This is a genomic window from uncultured Exiguobacterium sp. (assembly GCF_964277885.1).
Lineage (GTDB): Bacteria > Bacillota > Bacilli > Exiguobacteriales > Exiguobacteriaceae > Exiguobacterium_A.
Genome location: NZ_CAXYJR010000005.1, coordinates 1,779,543 through 1,796,365, shown reverse-complemented (window position 1 = coordinate 1,796,365; position 16,823 = coordinate 1,779,543). Strand labels below are relative to the sequence as shown.

At 49.9% G+C, this 16,823-nt stretch carries 16 protein-coding genes; all 16 read left to right on the top strand.

Annotation, left to right across the window (positions count from 1 at the left end; translation table 11 throughout):
- The first annotated feature begins 32 nt into the window (after positions 1–32).
- The 16 genes from ACHWTJ_RS11245 (at position 33) to ACHWTJ_RS11170 (ending at position 16,756) form a co-directional block, all read left to right on the top strand.
- Positions 33–581 carry a cob(I)yrinic acid a,c-diamide adenosyltransferase gene (locus ACHWTJ_RS11245; protein ID WP_394679729.1) on the top strand — a complete coding sequence of 183 codons (549 nt, stop codon included), beginning with the start codon at positions 33–35 and terminating at the stop codon, positions 579–581.
- On the top strand, positions 581–1,834 hold the full coding sequence (gene yfmF / locus ACHWTJ_RS11240) for an EF-P 5-aminopentanol modification-associated protein YfmF (protein ID WP_294742538.1): 1,254 nt from the start codon (positions 581–583) through the stop codon (positions 1,832–1,834). The genes ACHWTJ_RS11245 and yfmF overlap by 1 nt, the downstream gene beginning before the upstream one ends.
- Positions 1,831–3,102: an EF-P 5-aminopentanol modification-associated protein YfmH gene (yfmH, locus tag ACHWTJ_RS11235; protein WP_294742535.1), complete on the top strand. Its 1,272-nt coding sequence runs from the start codon at positions 1,831–1,833 to the stop codon at positions 3,100–3,102. Before yfmF ends, yfmH begins: the two co-directional genes overlap by 4 nt.
- A complete protein-coding gene (gene ymfI / locus ACHWTJ_RS11230; protein WP_294742532.1) occupies positions 3,102–3,806 on the top strand; it encodes an elongation factor P 5-aminopentanone reductase in 705 nt (234 codons plus the stop codon). The genes yfmH and ymfI overlap by 1 nt, the downstream gene beginning before the upstream one ends.
- 94 nt (positions 3,807–3,900) lie before the next feature.
- A complete protein-coding gene (locus ACHWTJ_RS11225; RefSeq protein ID WP_023467698.1) occupies positions 3,901–4,683 on the top strand; it encodes a DUF3388 domain-containing protein in 783 nt (260 codons plus the stop codon).
- Positions 4,684–4,710: 27 nt separating this feature from the next.
- Entirely contained in the window at positions 4,711–5,610 is a 900-nt protein-coding gene (locus tag ACHWTJ_RS11220) for a RodZ family helix-turn-helix domain-containing protein (RefSeq protein ID WP_294742528.1), read from the top strand.
- Between the two features lie 64 nt (positions 5,611–5,674).
- A complete protein-coding gene (gene pgsA, locus ACHWTJ_RS11215; RefSeq protein WP_294742526.1) occupies positions 5,675–6,253 on the top strand; it encodes a CDP-diacylglycerol--glycerol-3-phosphate 3-phosphatidyltransferase in 579 nt (192 codons plus the stop codon).
- 71 nt (positions 6,254–6,324) lie between these two features.
- Positions 6,325–7,557: a competence/damage-inducible protein A gene (locus ACHWTJ_RS11210; protein WP_294750072.1), complete on the top strand. Its 1,233-nt coding sequence runs from the start codon at positions 6,325–6,327 to the stop codon at positions 7,555–7,557.
- 111 nt (positions 7,558–7,668) lie between these two features.
- Positions 7,669–8,712: a recombinase RecA gene (gene recA / locus ACHWTJ_RS11205; protein ID WP_023467702.1), complete on the top strand. Its 1,044-nt coding sequence runs from the start codon at positions 7,669–7,671 to the stop codon at positions 8,710–8,712.
- A gap of 193 nt (positions 8,713–8,905) precedes the next feature.
- Complete coding sequence (gene rny, locus ACHWTJ_RS11200; RefSeq protein ID WP_023467703.1) at positions 8,906–10,468, top strand: ribonuclease Y; 1,563 nt, start codon at positions 8,906–8,908, stop codon at positions 10,466–10,468.
- A 49-nt stretch (positions 10,469–10,517) separates the two neighbouring features.
- A complete protein-coding gene (locus ACHWTJ_RS11195; RefSeq protein ID WP_023467704.1) occupies positions 10,518–11,312 on the top strand; it encodes a TIGR00282 family metallophosphoesterase in 795 nt (264 codons plus the stop codon).
- Between the two features lie 29 nt (positions 11,313–11,341).
- Entirely contained in the window at positions 11,342–11,602 is a 261-nt protein-coding gene (locus tag ACHWTJ_RS11190; RefSeq protein ID WP_023467705.1) for a stage V sporulation protein S, read from the top strand.
- Between the two features lie 189 nt (positions 11,603–11,791).
- The gene (locus tag ACHWTJ_RS11185) at positions 11,792–13,540 is read left to right on the top strand and encodes a 2-oxoacid:acceptor oxidoreductase subunit alpha (protein ID WP_035398188.1); all 1,749 of its coding nucleotides are present in this window, start codon (positions 11,792–11,794) and stop codon (positions 13,538–13,540) included.
- On the top strand, positions 13,527–14,393 hold the full coding sequence (locus tag ACHWTJ_RS11180; RefSeq protein WP_294742514.1) for a 2-oxoacid:ferredoxin oxidoreductase subunit beta: 867 nt from the start codon (positions 13,527–13,529) through the stop codon (positions 14,391–14,393). Before ACHWTJ_RS11185 ends, ACHWTJ_RS11180 begins: the two co-directional genes overlap by 14 nt.
- 99 nt (positions 14,394–14,492) lie before the next feature.
- On the top strand, positions 14,493–15,581 hold the full coding sequence (tdh, locus tag ACHWTJ_RS11175; RefSeq protein ID WP_294742512.1) for an L-threonine 3-dehydrogenase: 1,089 nt from the start codon (positions 14,493–14,495) through the stop codon (positions 15,579–15,581).
- Positions 15,581–16,756 carry a glycine C-acetyltransferase gene (locus tag ACHWTJ_RS11170; protein WP_023467709.1) on the top strand — a complete coding sequence of 392 codons (1,176 nt, stop codon included), beginning with the start codon at positions 15,581–15,583 and terminating at the stop codon, positions 16,754–16,756. Before tdh ends, ACHWTJ_RS11170 begins: the two co-directional genes overlap by 1 nt.
- The last annotated feature ends 67 nt before the right edge of the window (positions 16,757–16,823 follow it).

The following is a 16,823-nucleotide window of genomic DNA, read 5'->3' as shown; positions in this document are numbered from 1 at the left end:
TCGCTTCCTTTCGCTATAGGAGTGAATGAAACATGAAAATTTATACGAAATCCGGCGATGAAGGAGAAACATCTCTCGTCGGTGGCAGAGTCAAAAAAAATGATCGATTGATCAGCTTGATGGGAGAACTCGATGAGTTGAATAGCTTCGTCGGACTTGCCCGGACAAAAGCATCATCGATCGAAGTACGAGAACAATTAACAGTCATCCAACATGCGTTATTCGACTGTGGCAGTGATTTGATGTATGTCGAACCGCGCCCGTCACGATTAAGTCAGGAAGCGACGGGTGATTTAGAAAGTTGGATCGATAGTTTGACGGAATTATCGCCACCACTCGACAAATTCATCCTGCCAGGCGGAACGGAAGCAGCTGCGACACTACATGTGGCGCGGACGGTCTGCCGTCGCGTCGAACGTTCGATGATCGACGTTCCCCAAGCGGCTCACTTGTTACCGTTCATCAACCGACTCAGTGATTTCTTCTTTACAGCAGCCCGCTATGAGAATGCCGTTAAACAAAAAGCAGATATTGAATACGTCCGCAGTGCGCATGTATTCAAACGAAAGGATGGAGAGTAATGAGTCAGTCATTCAGCACATGGAAAAAGGAAGGAACGAGCTTTCACCTCGTTCCGACCGATAAATTCAAGACGACGACGATTCTCGTCACGTTTTCAGCACCGCTAGAGGCGAAGACACTGACAAGCCGTGCAATCTTACCATACATCATGGAAAAATCGACAGCGGCTTATCCGTCGATGAAAGCGTTACGTGAGCCGCTTGAGACATTATATGATGCCGGGCTTTATGCGGACGCATCGAAGTTCGGAGAAGAGCATGTCATCTCATTTCAACTTGACGTCGTGCGCGGAGAACTCGTCCATCATCCCTCATTATTAAAAGAAGCACTCGAGTTGTTAGAGCAGATGGTCTTGTATCCAGACTTGACGGAAGGCGGTTTCCGCGAACAGTTCGTCAAACAAGAAAAACGACTGCATGCCTTACGAATCAGCTCGCTGTACGATGATAAGATGCGCTATGCACAGCAGCGTCTCCTTGAATTGATGGCACCAGGTGAAGCTGTTTCGTTACCATCGCTTGGGACACTCGAAGAACTGGAACGAATCACTCCATCGTCCTTACGTGATACATACCGTTCGATGATCGAAGACGATCGAATCGATGTTTTCGTCGTCGGACAGGTGACGCAAGACGAAATGGAAGATGCGTTGTCCTTCTTGCCGTCGCATTCGGAAAAAGTCAGCCATTACATCCCTGCTCAAAAAACAGTCAATGGTGTGAAACGGTCGAGTGAAACGCAACCGATCAAACAAGGAAAACTGCATCTTGGATACCGGGTAGCGGTCGATCCGACATCCGCTGATTCCGTCCGGATGCAAATCGTCAACGGTCTGTTTGGTGGCTTCCCACATTCGAAGCTGTTCATGAATGTCCGCGAAAAAGAAAGTCTCGCCTATTACGCGGCTTCCCGCTACGCAGCATTGAACAGTGCGCTTTATGTCTATGCCGGAGTCGATACGAAAGAGGCGGAACGTGCCGAGAAAATTATCTTAGAGCAACTCGTTGACTTGAAAGCAGGGCAGTTCACGGATGAGGAATTGACGCAGACGAAGGCGATGTTGATCAATGCGCGTCGTCAAATCCTCGATCAGCCGGGGCAATTGATTGGCTGGTTGAATGGTTCAAAGATGCGTGGACTGACACTTGAAGATGAGATCCATATCATTGAGACGGCGACACGTGAAGACGTCGTCCGATTAGCAGCGGCAATCGATCTTGATGCCGTATATCTACTGCGAGGTGAAGAATGATGGAACAACTGACCTATCACGATACAGACGAAACGGTATACCACGAGCAGCTCGATAACGGGTTGTCTGTCTACCTGTTGCAAAAAAAGGGTTATGAAAAGACGTATGCGACGTTTACGACGCGTTACGGTTCGATTGATCAACGATTCAAAAAAGGAGAGGAATGGATCACGGTACCGGACGGCATCGCCCATTTCCTCGAGCATAAGATGTTCGAATCTGAAAAAGGGGACGTCTTCCAAGAGTTCGGTCGTCTTGGTGCCTCAGCGAACGCCTTTACTTCGTTCTCGCGGACAGCGTACTTGTTCTCAGCGACATCATTGATCGAACAAAACCTTGAGACGTTGATCGATTTCGTACAGGATCCTTACTTCACGCCGGAAAGCGTTGAAAAAGAGAAGGGGATCATCACGCAAGAAATCCAGATGTATCAAGATAATCCGGGATGGCGCTTGTTCTTCGGTCTGATCGAATCAATGTATGCGACGCATCCGGTCCGGATCGATATCGCAGGAACACCGGAATCGATCAATCAAATCACAGCGGATGACCTATACACGTGCTATCGTACGTTCTATCATCCATCGAACATGGTGTTGTTCGTGGTCGGAAACATCGATCCGGAAGAGACGCTGGCGTTGATCAAGGCGAATCAGGCGAAGAAGGATTATACGGATCGCCCAGCGATCGAGCGGGATTATGGTCAAGAACCGCACGGCGTGCATCGTCCACGTCTCGAACTCGAACTCGACGTCAAGACACCAAAGGTATTGATCGGTTACAAGGACGAATCTGTCCGCGGCGAAGCACAAGTCCGTCGTGAGTTGACGAGTGAATTATTATTGCACCTCTTATTCGATCAAACATCATCGACGTATTTGGAACTGTATGAAGATGGTCTAATCGACGATACGTTCAGCTTTGATTACTCGAGTGAGGAAGAGTTCGCCTTCGCGACGTTCGGCATGGAGACAGAGGATCCAGACAAGTTTATCCAAGCATATGAGACACTTCTGCAATCACGACCAGATTTCACGGAAGATGAAGTCACGCGCAAGCGGAACATGATGCAAGGGAAATTCCTCCGTGCCTTGAATTCACCGGAATTCATCGCGAATCAGTTCTCGCGTCACGCACTTGCCGGTACAAATCTGTTCACGCTTCCGACATTGATTGCTTCAATTACGAAAGAAGAGATTGAAGCCCGTTTCGACGAGTTGTTCGCCATTGAAAACCGGGCGATCTCAATCGTCAAACCGTACGCGTGATGCGAATTCTCATCACCGGTGCGAGTGGCGCCATTGGTCTTGCGGCAGCAAAACAACTTGCTGCCGCCGGACATGAATTGGTGCTTCAGACGTATCGACAGCAAGCGGTTTTAGAACGGATGATAGAGGAGTGGCAAGGAGAGCACCACATCCTGACTGCGAACTTAGCTGACGAGGAGGACTTGCAGGCATTTTGTGCGGCATTACCTGTCGTCGATGCCTTCGTCCATTGTGCGGGAACGAGTTATAGCGGTCTGTTGCTCGATCAGTCGGCAACATCAATGAGTGAACTTTGGAAAATCCATGTCGAGGCGTTGATGCGCATCAGCCAAACCGTGACACGGACGAAACCGTTTACGTCGCAGCTTGCGATCGTCGTCATCAGTAGTGTGTTAGGGGAACAAGGTGTTGCGGGTGAAGTCGTCTATTCGACCTGCAAGGCGGCACAGCTCGGATTCGTCAAAGCATACAGTAAGGAACTTGGACCGATGCATGGACGCATCAATGCGATTACACCGGGATGGATCGATACGCCGATGAACGCGATTTTTTCTGAGGATGAAAAGGTAGAAGCGATTGCTGAAATTCCTGCCGGACGATTCGGAAAAGCAGAGGAAGTGGCTTCTGCGATCCGTTACTTGGTGCAACCCGAATCGAGTTATGTATCGGGAGCCATCCTTAAAATAGATGGTGCGTGGATGTAAGCATTGGAATTTCAGTTCAGGAATGCTTTTCATTTTTCAAAAAATCATTTAACATGAGGAATGGATAATCGTATCAATAGAGGAGGATGGGCGCGTGAGTGAGTTCGAGCAATGGTATCTCGAATATGAATTAAAGGTCAACCGTCCCGGTATACTCGGGGACATTGCTTCGTTGATGGGAATGTTACATATTTCGATCGTGACGATCAATGGTGTCGATCATCAACGACGCGGTATGTTGCTCCAAACGAAACAACCGGATCAAATTCCACGACTCGCTGCTATTCTCAAGACGATGTCAACCATAGAGGTCATCAAACTACGAAAACCAAAACTGCGTGACCGAATCGCGATTCGTCACGGTCGTTATATTGATCAAAGCAGTGATGAACGAAAGACGTTCCGCTTCGTTCGGGAAGATTTAGGGATTCTCGTCGATTTCATGGCAGAGCTGTGTAAACAGGATGGACACTTGTTGATTGGTGTCCGCGGCATGCCACGAGTCGGGAAGACGGAATCAATCGTCGCTGCAAGCGTCAGTGCGAACAAGAAATGGTTGTTCCTCTCTTCGACGTTGATCAAACAGACGGTCCGAACGTCGTTGTTCGATGATGAACGGACTGGGGATTATGTCTACATCATCGATGCCTTGGTGTCGCAACGGAATTTCGATGAACGGCACTGGCAGATTTTACGAGAGGTCATGCGTTTACCGGCGACGAAAATCGTTGAACATCCGGATGCGTTCGTCAAATCAAGTGAATATACGTGGGATGATTTTGATTACATCATTGAATTACGCAACACGACTGAAGAAATCATTGTGACTGAACTGCCTCGTTCCCATGGGGGAAATGATTGGTTCAACTTTGAATAAGTATGAAAAATGGAAGGTGTGTTACCGATGACCGAGCTCGGAACCTACTTAAAGGAACAACGGGAGGCGCTAGGCGTCTCTCTCGAACAAATTCAAACGACGACGAAGATTCAAAAACGTTATATCGTCGCGATTGAAGAAGGCAACTATGATCAATTACCAGGCGCTTTTTACGCCCGGGCCTTCATCAAGACATATGCGGAAGCACTCGGTCTTGACGTCGATGAAGTCTTTACGACCTACAAGCGTGATCTTCCAGAACCGGAAGCACAACCGGTCGTCGAATTGTCACGACGCGCGACGTATTCGAAATCAAGTGCACCGAAGAAAAGTGTTGCGAAACGCTGGATTCCGAACATCATCATCATCGTACTGATTTTTGCGATTGGTGCTGCCTTGTATTATGGACTTCAGATGTTCCTCGACGGTAACGAAGAGGCGAAAACGTCCGCACCAAAGCAAAACGATGTCACGATTGATCAAGGAGACGCACCGAGTAAAGAGACGGATGCGCCTGCGAAGACAGAAGAAAAGCCGAAGGAAGAACCGGCGAAACAAGAAGAAACAAAAAAAGAGTCTAAAAAAGAGGCAATTGCTGCGAAGTCGACATCTGGTCAAGATGTCACCTATGAAGTCGCAACGAAAGATACGATGAGTGTCTCGATTCAAATCAAGAAGGATGCCTCTCCGTCACCATTCGTTGGTGTGCGTGATACGTCTCTTGAAGGAGAAGCACTCGCGCCAGATCACATCAACGCGTCGGATCCGAATCCGATCGTCGTGAAGGACGCGAAGACGGACTTGATCCGGATCCGGATCGGTTCGATTAAAGGGATTGATAAAATCGTCGTCAATGACCAAGAACTGAAACTGAACCGTTCGCTTCTCGTCCAAAACATCTATCTGAAGAAAGTAGCCACGCCGTAATCCGGCGTGCCTTCTTTTAGATGGCATGTTCATCTACATATGAAATGAAGGAGGAGGGCGTTACATGAACTTACCGAATCAATTGACGGTATTACGCGTTTTATTAATTCCCGTGTTCGTCATCGTACTTGCGATTGATCCGAACTGGGGACAGTGGGATGTACTGGGAGCTGAACTTCCCGTCTCACACTTCGTTGCAGCCATCATCTTCCTTGTTGCTTCACTGACGGACTGGCTCGATGGGTATATCGCCCGTAAACAAAAACTAGTAACGAACTTTGGAAAATTTATGGATCCACTTGCTGATAAGATGTTAGTCGCTGCTGCGCTCGTCTACCTCGTGGAACTTGAGTTCGTTGCGGCATGGATCGTCGTCATCATCCTATGTCGTGAGTTTGCTGTTACAGGTCTTCGTCTTGTCGCATCTGACGAAGGCATCGTCCTTGCTGCCGGAAACTCTGGGAAAGCAAAGACTTGGGTCCAGTTGACATCAATCGCAGCGTATTTGTTGCACGATATCGTCTTTGCGATGTGGAGTATTCCATTCGCTGATATCACGATGTGGCTTGCTCTCATCCTGACGATCTATTCAGGTGTCGAATATTTCGCTAAAAACATCAAGTTAATTACGAAATCCATGTAAGTTGGATCAATTTAGACTGTTCGTCATACCGAACAGTCTTTTCTTATACTTCAAGAAGGTGAGGAATCAACATGAAAGCAGAAATCATCGCAGTCGGAAGCGAACTTCTCCTTGGAGAAATCGCCAACACGAATGCACAGTACCTTTCCGAATGGTTAGCCAGTGCCGGAATTGACGTTCATTATCATACAGTCGTCGGTGACAACCGCGAGCGGATGCAGGATACATTCCGTCAGGCTCAACAACGGGCGGATCTCCTTGTCATCACAGGAGGTCTTGGACCGACGGAGGATGACTTGACGAAAGAGGTGCTCGCAAATCTTCTCGGACGTGATCTCATTCTCGATCAAGCGGCGTACGAGCGAATCGAAGGATTCTTGAAGACACGCCAACGGGAGATGACAATTAACGAACGAAAACAAGCTCTCGTCATCGATGGCGCGACGGTTTTACGCAATGATGCTGGGCTTGCTCCCGGTATGTCGGTCCAGACGGAGCATCATCAATATATCGTCTTACCCGGTGTACCGCGTGAGATGAAGCAAATTCTCAAAGATCACTTCAGTCATCTCTTCGGTCAGGAGACGATTCGTTCCCGGACACTCCGTTTCTTCGGAATCGGGGAGTCGGCTTTAAACGACCGCCTGGAAACGTTGATCAAGGAAGCGACCAACCCGTCGGTCGCCCCTTATGCAGAGCTCGCTGAAGTCCGGTTGCGCCTGACGGCTAAAGCAGTCGATCAACAAGAAGCCGACCGTATGCTCGATGAACTCGAACAACACGTTCTTGCTGAAGTCGGCATGTACTTTTATGGGTATGGCGAGACGAGTCTGCCGGAAGTCGTCCTGAAACGGTATCAAGAAGCAGGATTGACACTTTCGCTCGCCGAATCACTGACGGGAGGAGCCGTCGCGAGTGGTCTCGTTGATGTTAGCGGTGCGAGTCAAGTGTTACGCGGGAGCGCCGTCGTCTATGATGATGCTGCGAAGCAAGCCGTGTTATCGGTACCAGAGGATTTATTACGAGAGCATACTGCTGTCAGTAAAGAGGTCGCGATCGCGATGGCTGAAGGGGCGCGGGAGCTGTATCAATCCGATATCGCTGTCGCCTTGACGGGGGAAGCAGGTCCGACGAGTAACAGTGGAAAAGGGGTCGGAACGGTCTATTGTGCTGTCGCGGACGCGCACGGAACACGGATCGTCGAATGGCAATATCCATCGTTCGACAGAGGCATGATTCGACTGCGCGCCGTCAAGGATACCTATTTCCTTCTACTGAAACATCTCGAAAAAGCACCAGAGTGAGAAAAATGGTCAAAGTGCAAGTATGCGAATAAATGTTCGTAAAATGCTTGTCATTCGGTCTCAAAAGAAGTACAATAATCTCAGTAAGATAATTAAAAGGAGGCCTGCTACGTGAGTGATCGTAAAGCAGCACTTGAGATGGCGTTACGCCAGATAGAGAAACAGTTCGGTAAAGGTTCTATCATGAAACTCGGAGAAAATGCGGATCAGAAGGTATCAGTAATCTCTTCTGGATCGATTACATTAGATATTGCCCTAGGTGCAGGTGGATACCCACGTGGACGGGTCATCGAAGTATACGGACCTGAATCGTCAGGTAAAACGACGGTTGCGCTTCACGCAATCGCAGAAGTTCAAAAACAAGGCGGACAAGCCGCATTCATCGATGCGGAGCACGCGCTTGATCCAGCATATGCAAACAAACTCGGAGTCAACATCGATGAGCTCCTCTTGTCACAACCGGACACTGGGGAACAAGCACTTGAAATCGCGGAAGCACTCGTTCGTTCTGGTGCGGTCGATATTCTTGTCGTCGACTCTGTTGCGGCACTCGTACCAAAAGCAGAGATCGAAGGCGAGATGGGTGACTCACACGTTGGTCTTCAAGCACGTTTGATGAGCCAAGCGCTTCGTAAGTTGTCTGGTGCAACGAATAAATCGAAGACGATCGTCATCTTCATCAACCAAATTCGTGAAAAAATCGGTGTCATGTTCGGTAACCCGGAAACAACTCCAGGTGGTCGCGCACTCAAATTCTACTCGTCTGTTCGTTTAGAAGTGCGTCGTGCGGAAGCATTGAAAAACGGTACGGACGTCGTCGGTAACAAAACGAAGATTAAGGTCGTCAAAAACAAGATCGCACCTCCGTTCAAACAAGCGGAAGTCGACATCATGTATGGTCTCGGGATTTCGAAGGTCGGCGAGTTGATCGATATCGGAACAGATCTCGATATCGTTCAAAAAAGTGGTGCATGGTACTCGTACAACTCAGAGCGTCTCGGTCAAGGACGTGAGAACGCGAAGCAATACATGGTCGAGCACCCGGAAGTCGCAGCAGAGGTCGAACGTTTGATTCGTGAACATCACGGTCTCGTCGATCGCGAAGAGCCGGTTGATTTCGAAGCAGAACAACCAGAAGATCTATTTGCTGAATAAACCGTTTCAGAGAGGATTCGCATGCGAATCCTCTCTTTTTTAGTGTAAAAGAGGGAAACAGTGGAATTCTTTCCCGTCCGTTCGTTGACAATGAACGAGTGCTATCCTTACAATATAGATGTACGTTTTTTAGACAGCTTCGATGAAATACCGAAATGAACTAAGAAACACCTTGCAAAGGGGAGGTGAACCCATGAGTACACTGACTTGGATTGTCATACTTCTCCTCACTTTGCTGATCGCATTCATCGTAGGCTACTTCTTGCGGAAATCGATTGCAGAAGCGAAAATTCAAGGCGCAGAAACGGAAGCGAACAAAATCGTCGAACGTGCGCGTGAATCAGCTGAGGCAACGAAAAAAGAAGCAGTACTCGAAGCGAAAGATGAAGCATTCAAACTTCGTAACGAAGTGGAAAAAGAATTGCGTGAACGTCGCCAAGAGCTAGCGAAACAAGAAGCCCGGTTGCTCCAGAAAGAAGAGACACTCGATCGCCGTGTTGACGCTATCGACCGTAAGGAAGATCAAATCAATACACGTGATGCAGAGATCGCAAAACGGAAGCATCAAGCTGAAGAACTAGAGCGCAAAGTAGAGGACCTGTATGAACAGGGACGTCAAGAGCTTGTCCGCGTCGCGAACTTATCGCAAGACGAGGCAAGAACGATCATCATGGATGAGACGAAACAGGCTGCTTTACATGACGCAGCCATTCTTCAAAAAGAAATCGAACAAAAAGCAAAAGAAGAAGCCGACAAGAAAGCACGTAACATCTTGTCACTTGCGATTCAACGGTTCGCCGCTGAACATATCGCAGAGACGACTGTATCGGTCGTCAACTTACCGAACGATGAGATGAAAGGTCGGATCATCGGACGGGAAGGCCGCAACATCCGTACGCTCGAGACCTTGACTGGGATCGACTTGATTATCGATGATACGCCGGAAGCCGTCATTTTGTCTGGTTTTGACCCAATTCGTCGCGAAGTCGCTAAAATGGCGCTCGAGAAATTGGTTCAGGATGGTCGGATTCACCCGGCCCGTATTGAAGAGATGGTCGACAAATCCCGTCGTGAAGTCGACGAGCGGATTCGAGAAATCGGGGAAGAAGCGACGTATGATGTCGGAATCCACGGCATTCATCCGGACCTTGTCAAAATTCTCGGTCGCTTGAAGTACCGTACGAGTTACGGACAGAACGTCCTGTATCACTCACTTGAGGTTGCCCACCTTGCAGGTATGATGGCAGCTGAACTTGGAGAAGATGTCACGCTTGCGAAGCGTGCGGGTCTTCTGCATGATATCGGGAAAGCGATCGACCACGAAGTCGAAGGCAGTCACGTTGAGATCGGAGTCGAGCTCGGTACGAAGTACAAAGAGCATCCAACCGTCATCAACGCGATCGCGTCCCACCACGGGGATACGGAAGCGACATCTGTCATTTCCGTCTTGGTCGCAGCTGCGGATGCATTATCTGCTGCTCGTCCAGGTGCACGTCAAGAGACACTCGAAAGTTATATCCGCCGTCTCGAACGCCTCGAGGAAATCTCGGAATCGTTCGACGGTGTCGAAAAATCATTTGCGATCCAAGCGGGTCGTGAAGTCCGTATCATCGTTCGACCTGACGTCGTCGATGATGTACTGGCTCACAAGATGGCGAGTGACATCCGGAAAAAAATCGAAGAAGAACTCGATTATCCGGGACACATCAAGGTCACGGTCATTCGGGAAACACGAGCAGTCGAATACGCGAAATAAGTGGAGTGGCGGGCGACCGCCACTTTTTTTAATGAACGGAGGAACAGCAATGAAGATTTTATTCATCGGAGACGTCGTCGGTGCACCCGGTCGACACATCCTGCAACAATTCACAGCACGCCTGAAAGCGAAGTACAACCCGAACGTCATGCTCGTCAACGGCGAAAACGCGGCACACGGACGCGGCATCACGAAGTCGATCTATCATCAATTCCTTGAACTCGGATTCCACGGAATCACGATGGGGAACCACACGTTTGATAACCGCGACATCTTTGACTGGATCGACGACGCGGATCGAATCGTCCGTCCGGCGAACTATCCGGAAGGCACGCCAGGTCGTGGGATGATGATCGTTAAAGCAGGCAATAAAAAGATTGCCGTCATCAACGTCCAAGGAACGGTCTTCTTACCACCACTCGGTGATCCCTTCCGAACAGTTGACGCGCTGATTGCCGAAGTCGAAGGAAAAGTTGATGCCATCTTCGTTGATGTCCATGCGGAAGCAACGAGTGAGAAAATTGCGATGGGCTATCACCTCGACGGTCGAGTACAAGCTGTCGTCGGCACACATACGCACGTCCAGACAGCAGATGAGCGTGTCCTTGACGGAGGAACAGCTTACATCACGGATGTCGGGATGACAGGTCCGCTGAACGGCGTGCTCGGAATGCGCCAGGAAGATGTCCTACGAAAATTCAAGACACAGCTCCCAACACGGTTTGAAGTTGCCGAAGGACGGGAACAACTTAATGGAGTCTTGATTCATATCGATGACACAACCAAAAAAGCAACGAAGATTGAACGGATTCATCTGACGGATCAGTCAGTATTCTTCGACTGATTGCCATTTCTGGATGGGGAGGTACACGCATGGACGTCCTGAAAGTATCAGCTAAGTCGAATCCAAACGCGGTAGCAGGTGCACTCGCGGGTGTCATTCGAGAGAGAGGTTCCGTCGAGATTCAGGCCATTGGTGCGGGAGCGCTCAATCAGTCTGTCAAAGCCGTCGCCATCGCACGCGGATTCGTGGCGCCTTCTGGCATCGACTTGATTTGTATCCCAGCCTTCACAGACATTTTGATTGATGGGGAAGAGAGAACCGCCATCAAACTCATCATCGAACCACGATAACGAATTGGACATAGGTCCTATTTGCAAGTAGACCATTTACTCGACTGGAGTAGATGGTCTTTTTGCTGCGCCTTCGAAATTTTCTCACCTTTCCACCGAGGGAGCATTGTACTACTTCCGGTAAATCGGTATCATGAGGGAGGATAGAGAGAACTATCATTTCAGGGGACAGAGAAGGAGCGAACGTCGATGTATAATCAGTTATCATGGAAAGTTGGCGGTCAGCAGGGAGAAGGGATCGAATCAACAGGCGAAATCTTTGCGATTGCCTTGAATCGACTCGGCTATTACCTGTATGGTTACCGTCACTTTTCGTCACGTATCAAGGGAGGACATACGAACAATAAGATTCGTGTCGCGACACAGGAAGTCCGGACGATTTCCGATGATCTCGATATTTTGGTCGCGTTCGATCAAGAGACGATTGATGTTAACTTCCACGAATTGCGTCAAGGTGCCATCATCATCGCGGATGCGAAATTCAATCCGACGAATCCGGACGAAGCACGCGCTTCCTTGTATGCGATTCCATTTACGGAGATCGCAGCTGATCTCGGTACGGCCTTGATGAAGAACATGGTCGCGATCGGTGCATCGAGTGCGATTCTCGGCATTGCACCGGAACGTTTCCAAGCCGTCGTCGAACAGATTTTCGGTCGAAAAGGACCAGACATGGTCGAGAAAAACTTAGCAGCGATTCGTGAAGGCGCAGCAGCGTTCGAAGCACTTGCAGGAGAGGGCGAACGGTTCGTCTTGGAACCGGCGGACGGAAAACAACGGATGTTCATGATCGGAAACGATGCGATCGCCCTTGGTGCAATCGCCGGTGGAGCGCGTCTGATGGCAGCTTACCCAATCACACCATCATCTGAGATCATGGAATACTTAATCAAGAAACTGCCACAGTTCGGCGGAACGGTCGTCCAGACGGAAGACGAATTGGCAGCAGTCACGATGGCAATCGGGGCCAACTATGCAGGTGTCCGTGCTTTGACAGCATCTGCTGGTCCAGGATTGTCATTGATGGCGGAAGCGATTGGGTTATCCGGGATGACCGAAACACCGCTCGTCATCGTCGATACACAACGAGGTGGTCCGTCAACCGGTCTACCGACGAAACAGGAACAGTCGGACTTGATGGCGATGATCTACAGCACGCATGGTGAGATTCCGAAGGTCGTTCTGGCACCGTCAACGGTAGAAGAAGCGTTCTACGATGCAGCAGAAGCATTCAATATCGCAGAGGAGTATCAATGCCCTGTCATTCTATTGACGGATTTGATGCTGTCGCTCGGAAAACAATCGGTTGAGCCACCGGATATGTCACGCGTTGAAATCCGTCGCGGAAAGTTGATCCAGGAAGACTTACCGGAACTTGAAGGAAAAGCGTACTTCAAACGCTACGAAGTGACGGAAGATGGGATCAGCCCACGTGTCATTCCAGGCGTTAAGCACGGAATTCATCACGTAACGGGTGTTGAGCACAACGAGGAAGGGCGCCCGTCGGAAGCGACGAAGAACCGGGTCGATCAAATGACGAAGCGACTTCGTAAGCTGAACACGTTCCGCTTACAGGATGCCGTTCTCGTAACGGAGCATCATGCAGAACCGGATATCTTATTCGTCGGTTTCAACTCGACACGTGGAACGATCGAAGAGATCATGCCACGACTCGAAGCACAAGGAATCAAGGTTGATCACTTGCATATCCGTCAAGTCCATCCGTTCCCAAGTGAGCTCGTCACGCCGCACTTAGAGCGGGCAAAACGAGTCATCGTCGTCGAGTATAACGCAACGGGACAACTGGCGAAGCTGATCCAGATGAACTGTGGACATGCATCGAAGATCGAGCATATCCTGAAATTCAATGGCGACCCGTTCTATCCAGCAGAGGTCGTCGAGCAGGTCGTAGGAGGGGTATATCATGGCAACCTTTAAGGATTTTAGAAATGATGTCAAACCAAACTGGTGTCCAGGGTGTGGAGACTTCTCGATTCAAGCAGCGATTCAGCGTGCTGTCGCGAACGTCGGGCTCGAACCAGAAGAATTGGCATTGATTTCCGGGATTGGCTGTTCTGGTCGGATTTCCGGTTACATCAATACGTATGGCTTCCACGGCGTTCATGGACGGTCTCTTCCGATCGCCCAAGGTGTTAAGATGGCGAACCGCGAATTGACGGTCATCGCGTCTGGTGGCGACGGTGATGGATTTGCAATCGGCATGGGACATACGATTCATGCATTCAAACGTAATGTCGACATGACGTACATCGTCATGGACAATCAGATTTACGGTTTGACGAAAGGACAGACATCACCTACTTCTGCACCTGGATTCAAGACGAAATCGACGCCAAAAGGGTCGATCGAAAAGAGTGTTTCACCCGTTGAACTTGCCTTGACGGCTGGTGCGACGTTCGTTGCCCAAAGCTTCTCGAACGATTTGAAGGGCTTGACGCAACTGATCGAGCAAGCGACGGCACACAAGGGGTTTGCCTTCATCAACGTCTTCAGTCCGTGTGTCACGTTCAACAAGGTCAATACGTACGATTGGTTCAAACAGAACTTGACGAAGCTGTCCGACATCGAAGGATACGATCCGTCGAACTTGGATCTTGCGAAACAAACCGTTCATGCTCATGACGGACTCGTCATGGGATTGATTTATCAGGATGAAGCACGTCCTGATTACCAGTCACAAATCGACGGCTATCAAGAATCAGGTCTCGCATATGCGGATCTTGAGTTAAACGAAGAAACATTCGGTAAACTGGCAGCAGAATTCATGTAAGATAGAGGAAAGATGTGTTTGGTTTTTTGGGGATGCTAAACATTTGGAAGTTCGCCACATATAAATAAACGTGAACTTCCGCGAAGGAGTCGGGGAAAGATGACGAAATTAGTAACGACGGTAGAAGAGACGGCAACGACGAAAACAATGCGGGCACTCGTCAAAGAAGAACGCGGGTTCGGTGCGGCACTGAAAGAAGTACCGGTACCCGTACCCGGTCGTGGGGAAGTTTTGATTCGAGTCGAGGCAACATCGATCTGTGGAACGGACGTTCATATCTATGAGTGGGACGCGTGGGCAGCCTCACGTGTCAATCCGCCGTATGTTTTCGGTCACGAGTTCTCGGGCGAAGTCGTCGAGCTTGGAGAAGGCACGAAACGCTTGAAGCTCGGTGACCGTGTCTCGGCGGAGACGCATATCGTCTGTCATCAATGTAAACAATGTCTTCGTGGTCAATATCACATCTGTAAGAACACGAAGATCATCGGTGTCGATACACAAGGTTGTTTTGCGGAATACGTCGTCATGCCGGAAGAAAACCTTTGGGTCAACCCGGAAGATATGCCAGCAGGAATCGCTTCGATCCAAGAGCCAATGGGCAATGCCGTCCATACGGTACTCGCGAGCGATGTCAGTGCGAAAACGGTCGCAATCGTCGGTTGTGGACCGATCGGTCTGATGGCAGTCTCCGTCGCTAAAGCAGCTGGTGCGGCGGAAGTCGTTGCGATCGACGTCAATCCGTATCGTCTTGAACTCGCGCGGACGATGGGGGCGGATGTCGTCATCGATTCACGTCATGACGATGTCTTGGAGCGGATCGAGCGCATGACGGACGGAGATGGAATTGATGTCGTCTGTGAGATGAGTGGTCATCCGGTTGCGATTCGTCAAGCCTTCGAGATGGTGACAGCAGGTGGAGACGTCAACATCCTCAGTCTGCCGGTCAAACCGGTTGAAATCGATTTGACGAACCACGTCGTCTTCAAAGGTGTCCGGGTCCAAGGAATCACGGGTCGGAAGATGTATGAGACATGGAGCCAGGTTTCTGCTTTCTTATCGAGCGGAAAAGTCGATGTCCGACCGTTAATCACACACACGTTGCCGCTAGAGCGGTTCGAAGAAGGATTTGAATTGATGCGTCAAGGGAAATGCGGGAAAGTCGTATTACAACCAAGGGGGACGAATTAATGGGATTTGAACACTTACGGACAGAACTAGAAGAGATGAAACAGGCGGGCACATTCCGCAACCTCGTAGCACTTGAGAGCGCGCAACATAACCGCGTGACGATCGACGGGAAGGAACTCATTCAACTGTCGTCGAACAACTACCTTGGACTCGCCGCACATCCGCGTCTCGCTGAACAAGCAGCGGAAGCAGCGCGCACGTTCGGTGCTGGAACAGGATCCGTTCGGACGATTGCCGGAACACTCGAGATGCACCAAGCATTCGAACGGGAACTTGCGACATTCAAGCACACGGAAGCAGCACTTGTCTTCCAGTCGGGATTCGCAACGAATCTCGGTGTCTTATCAGCACTGCTCGGTCCGGAAGACGTCGTCATCTCGGATGAGTTGAACCACGCTTCGATCATCGATGGGATTCGTCTGACGAAAGCGAAACGCCGGATCTATAAACACGTCGACTTGGCGGATCTTGAAGCGGCCTTACAAGAAACACAAGACGCGCGGACGCGCCTCATCGTCACGGATGGTGTCTTCTCGATGGATGGAAACATCGCACCACTTCCAGAGATCGTTGAATTAGCCGAGCGTTATGATGCACTCGTCATGGTCGATGATGCCCATGCGTCAGGTGTGCTTGGGAAAGCGGGACGCGGTACGGTCAATCACTTCGGTCTTGACGGGCGTGTTGCACTGCAGGTCGGTACGCTCTCAAAAGCCATTGGTGTCCTCGGTGGATATGTCGCTTGTGAACAGCATGTCAAAGATTATCTGATCCATAAAGGACGTCCGTTCTTGTTCTCGACATCACATCCACCAGCGGTCGTCGAAGCGAACCGTGAAGCGCTCCGCGTCATGGAGGAAGAGACGGAACTTTTCGATCGTCTCTGGGAAAACACGGAATTCTTTAAACAAGGACTCCGTGATCTTGGATTCGACATCGGTACGTCGACGACGCCGATCACACCGGTCATCGTCGGGGATGAAGCACGTTGCCACGAATTGTCGGACCGCTTACGTCAAGAAGGTGTCTTCGCTCAAGGCATCGCCTTCCCGACGGTCGCTAAAGGAAAAGCACGTGTCCGGACGATCGTGACGGCGGAACATACGCGTGAAGATTTAACGACGGCACTTGCAGCCTTTGAAAAAGTCGGTCGTGAATTAAACTTGATCGGTTGATATCGATCACGGACGAAATGCGTCCGCATACTTTCAGGCAGCGGATCAGCGATCCGCTGCCTGAAGT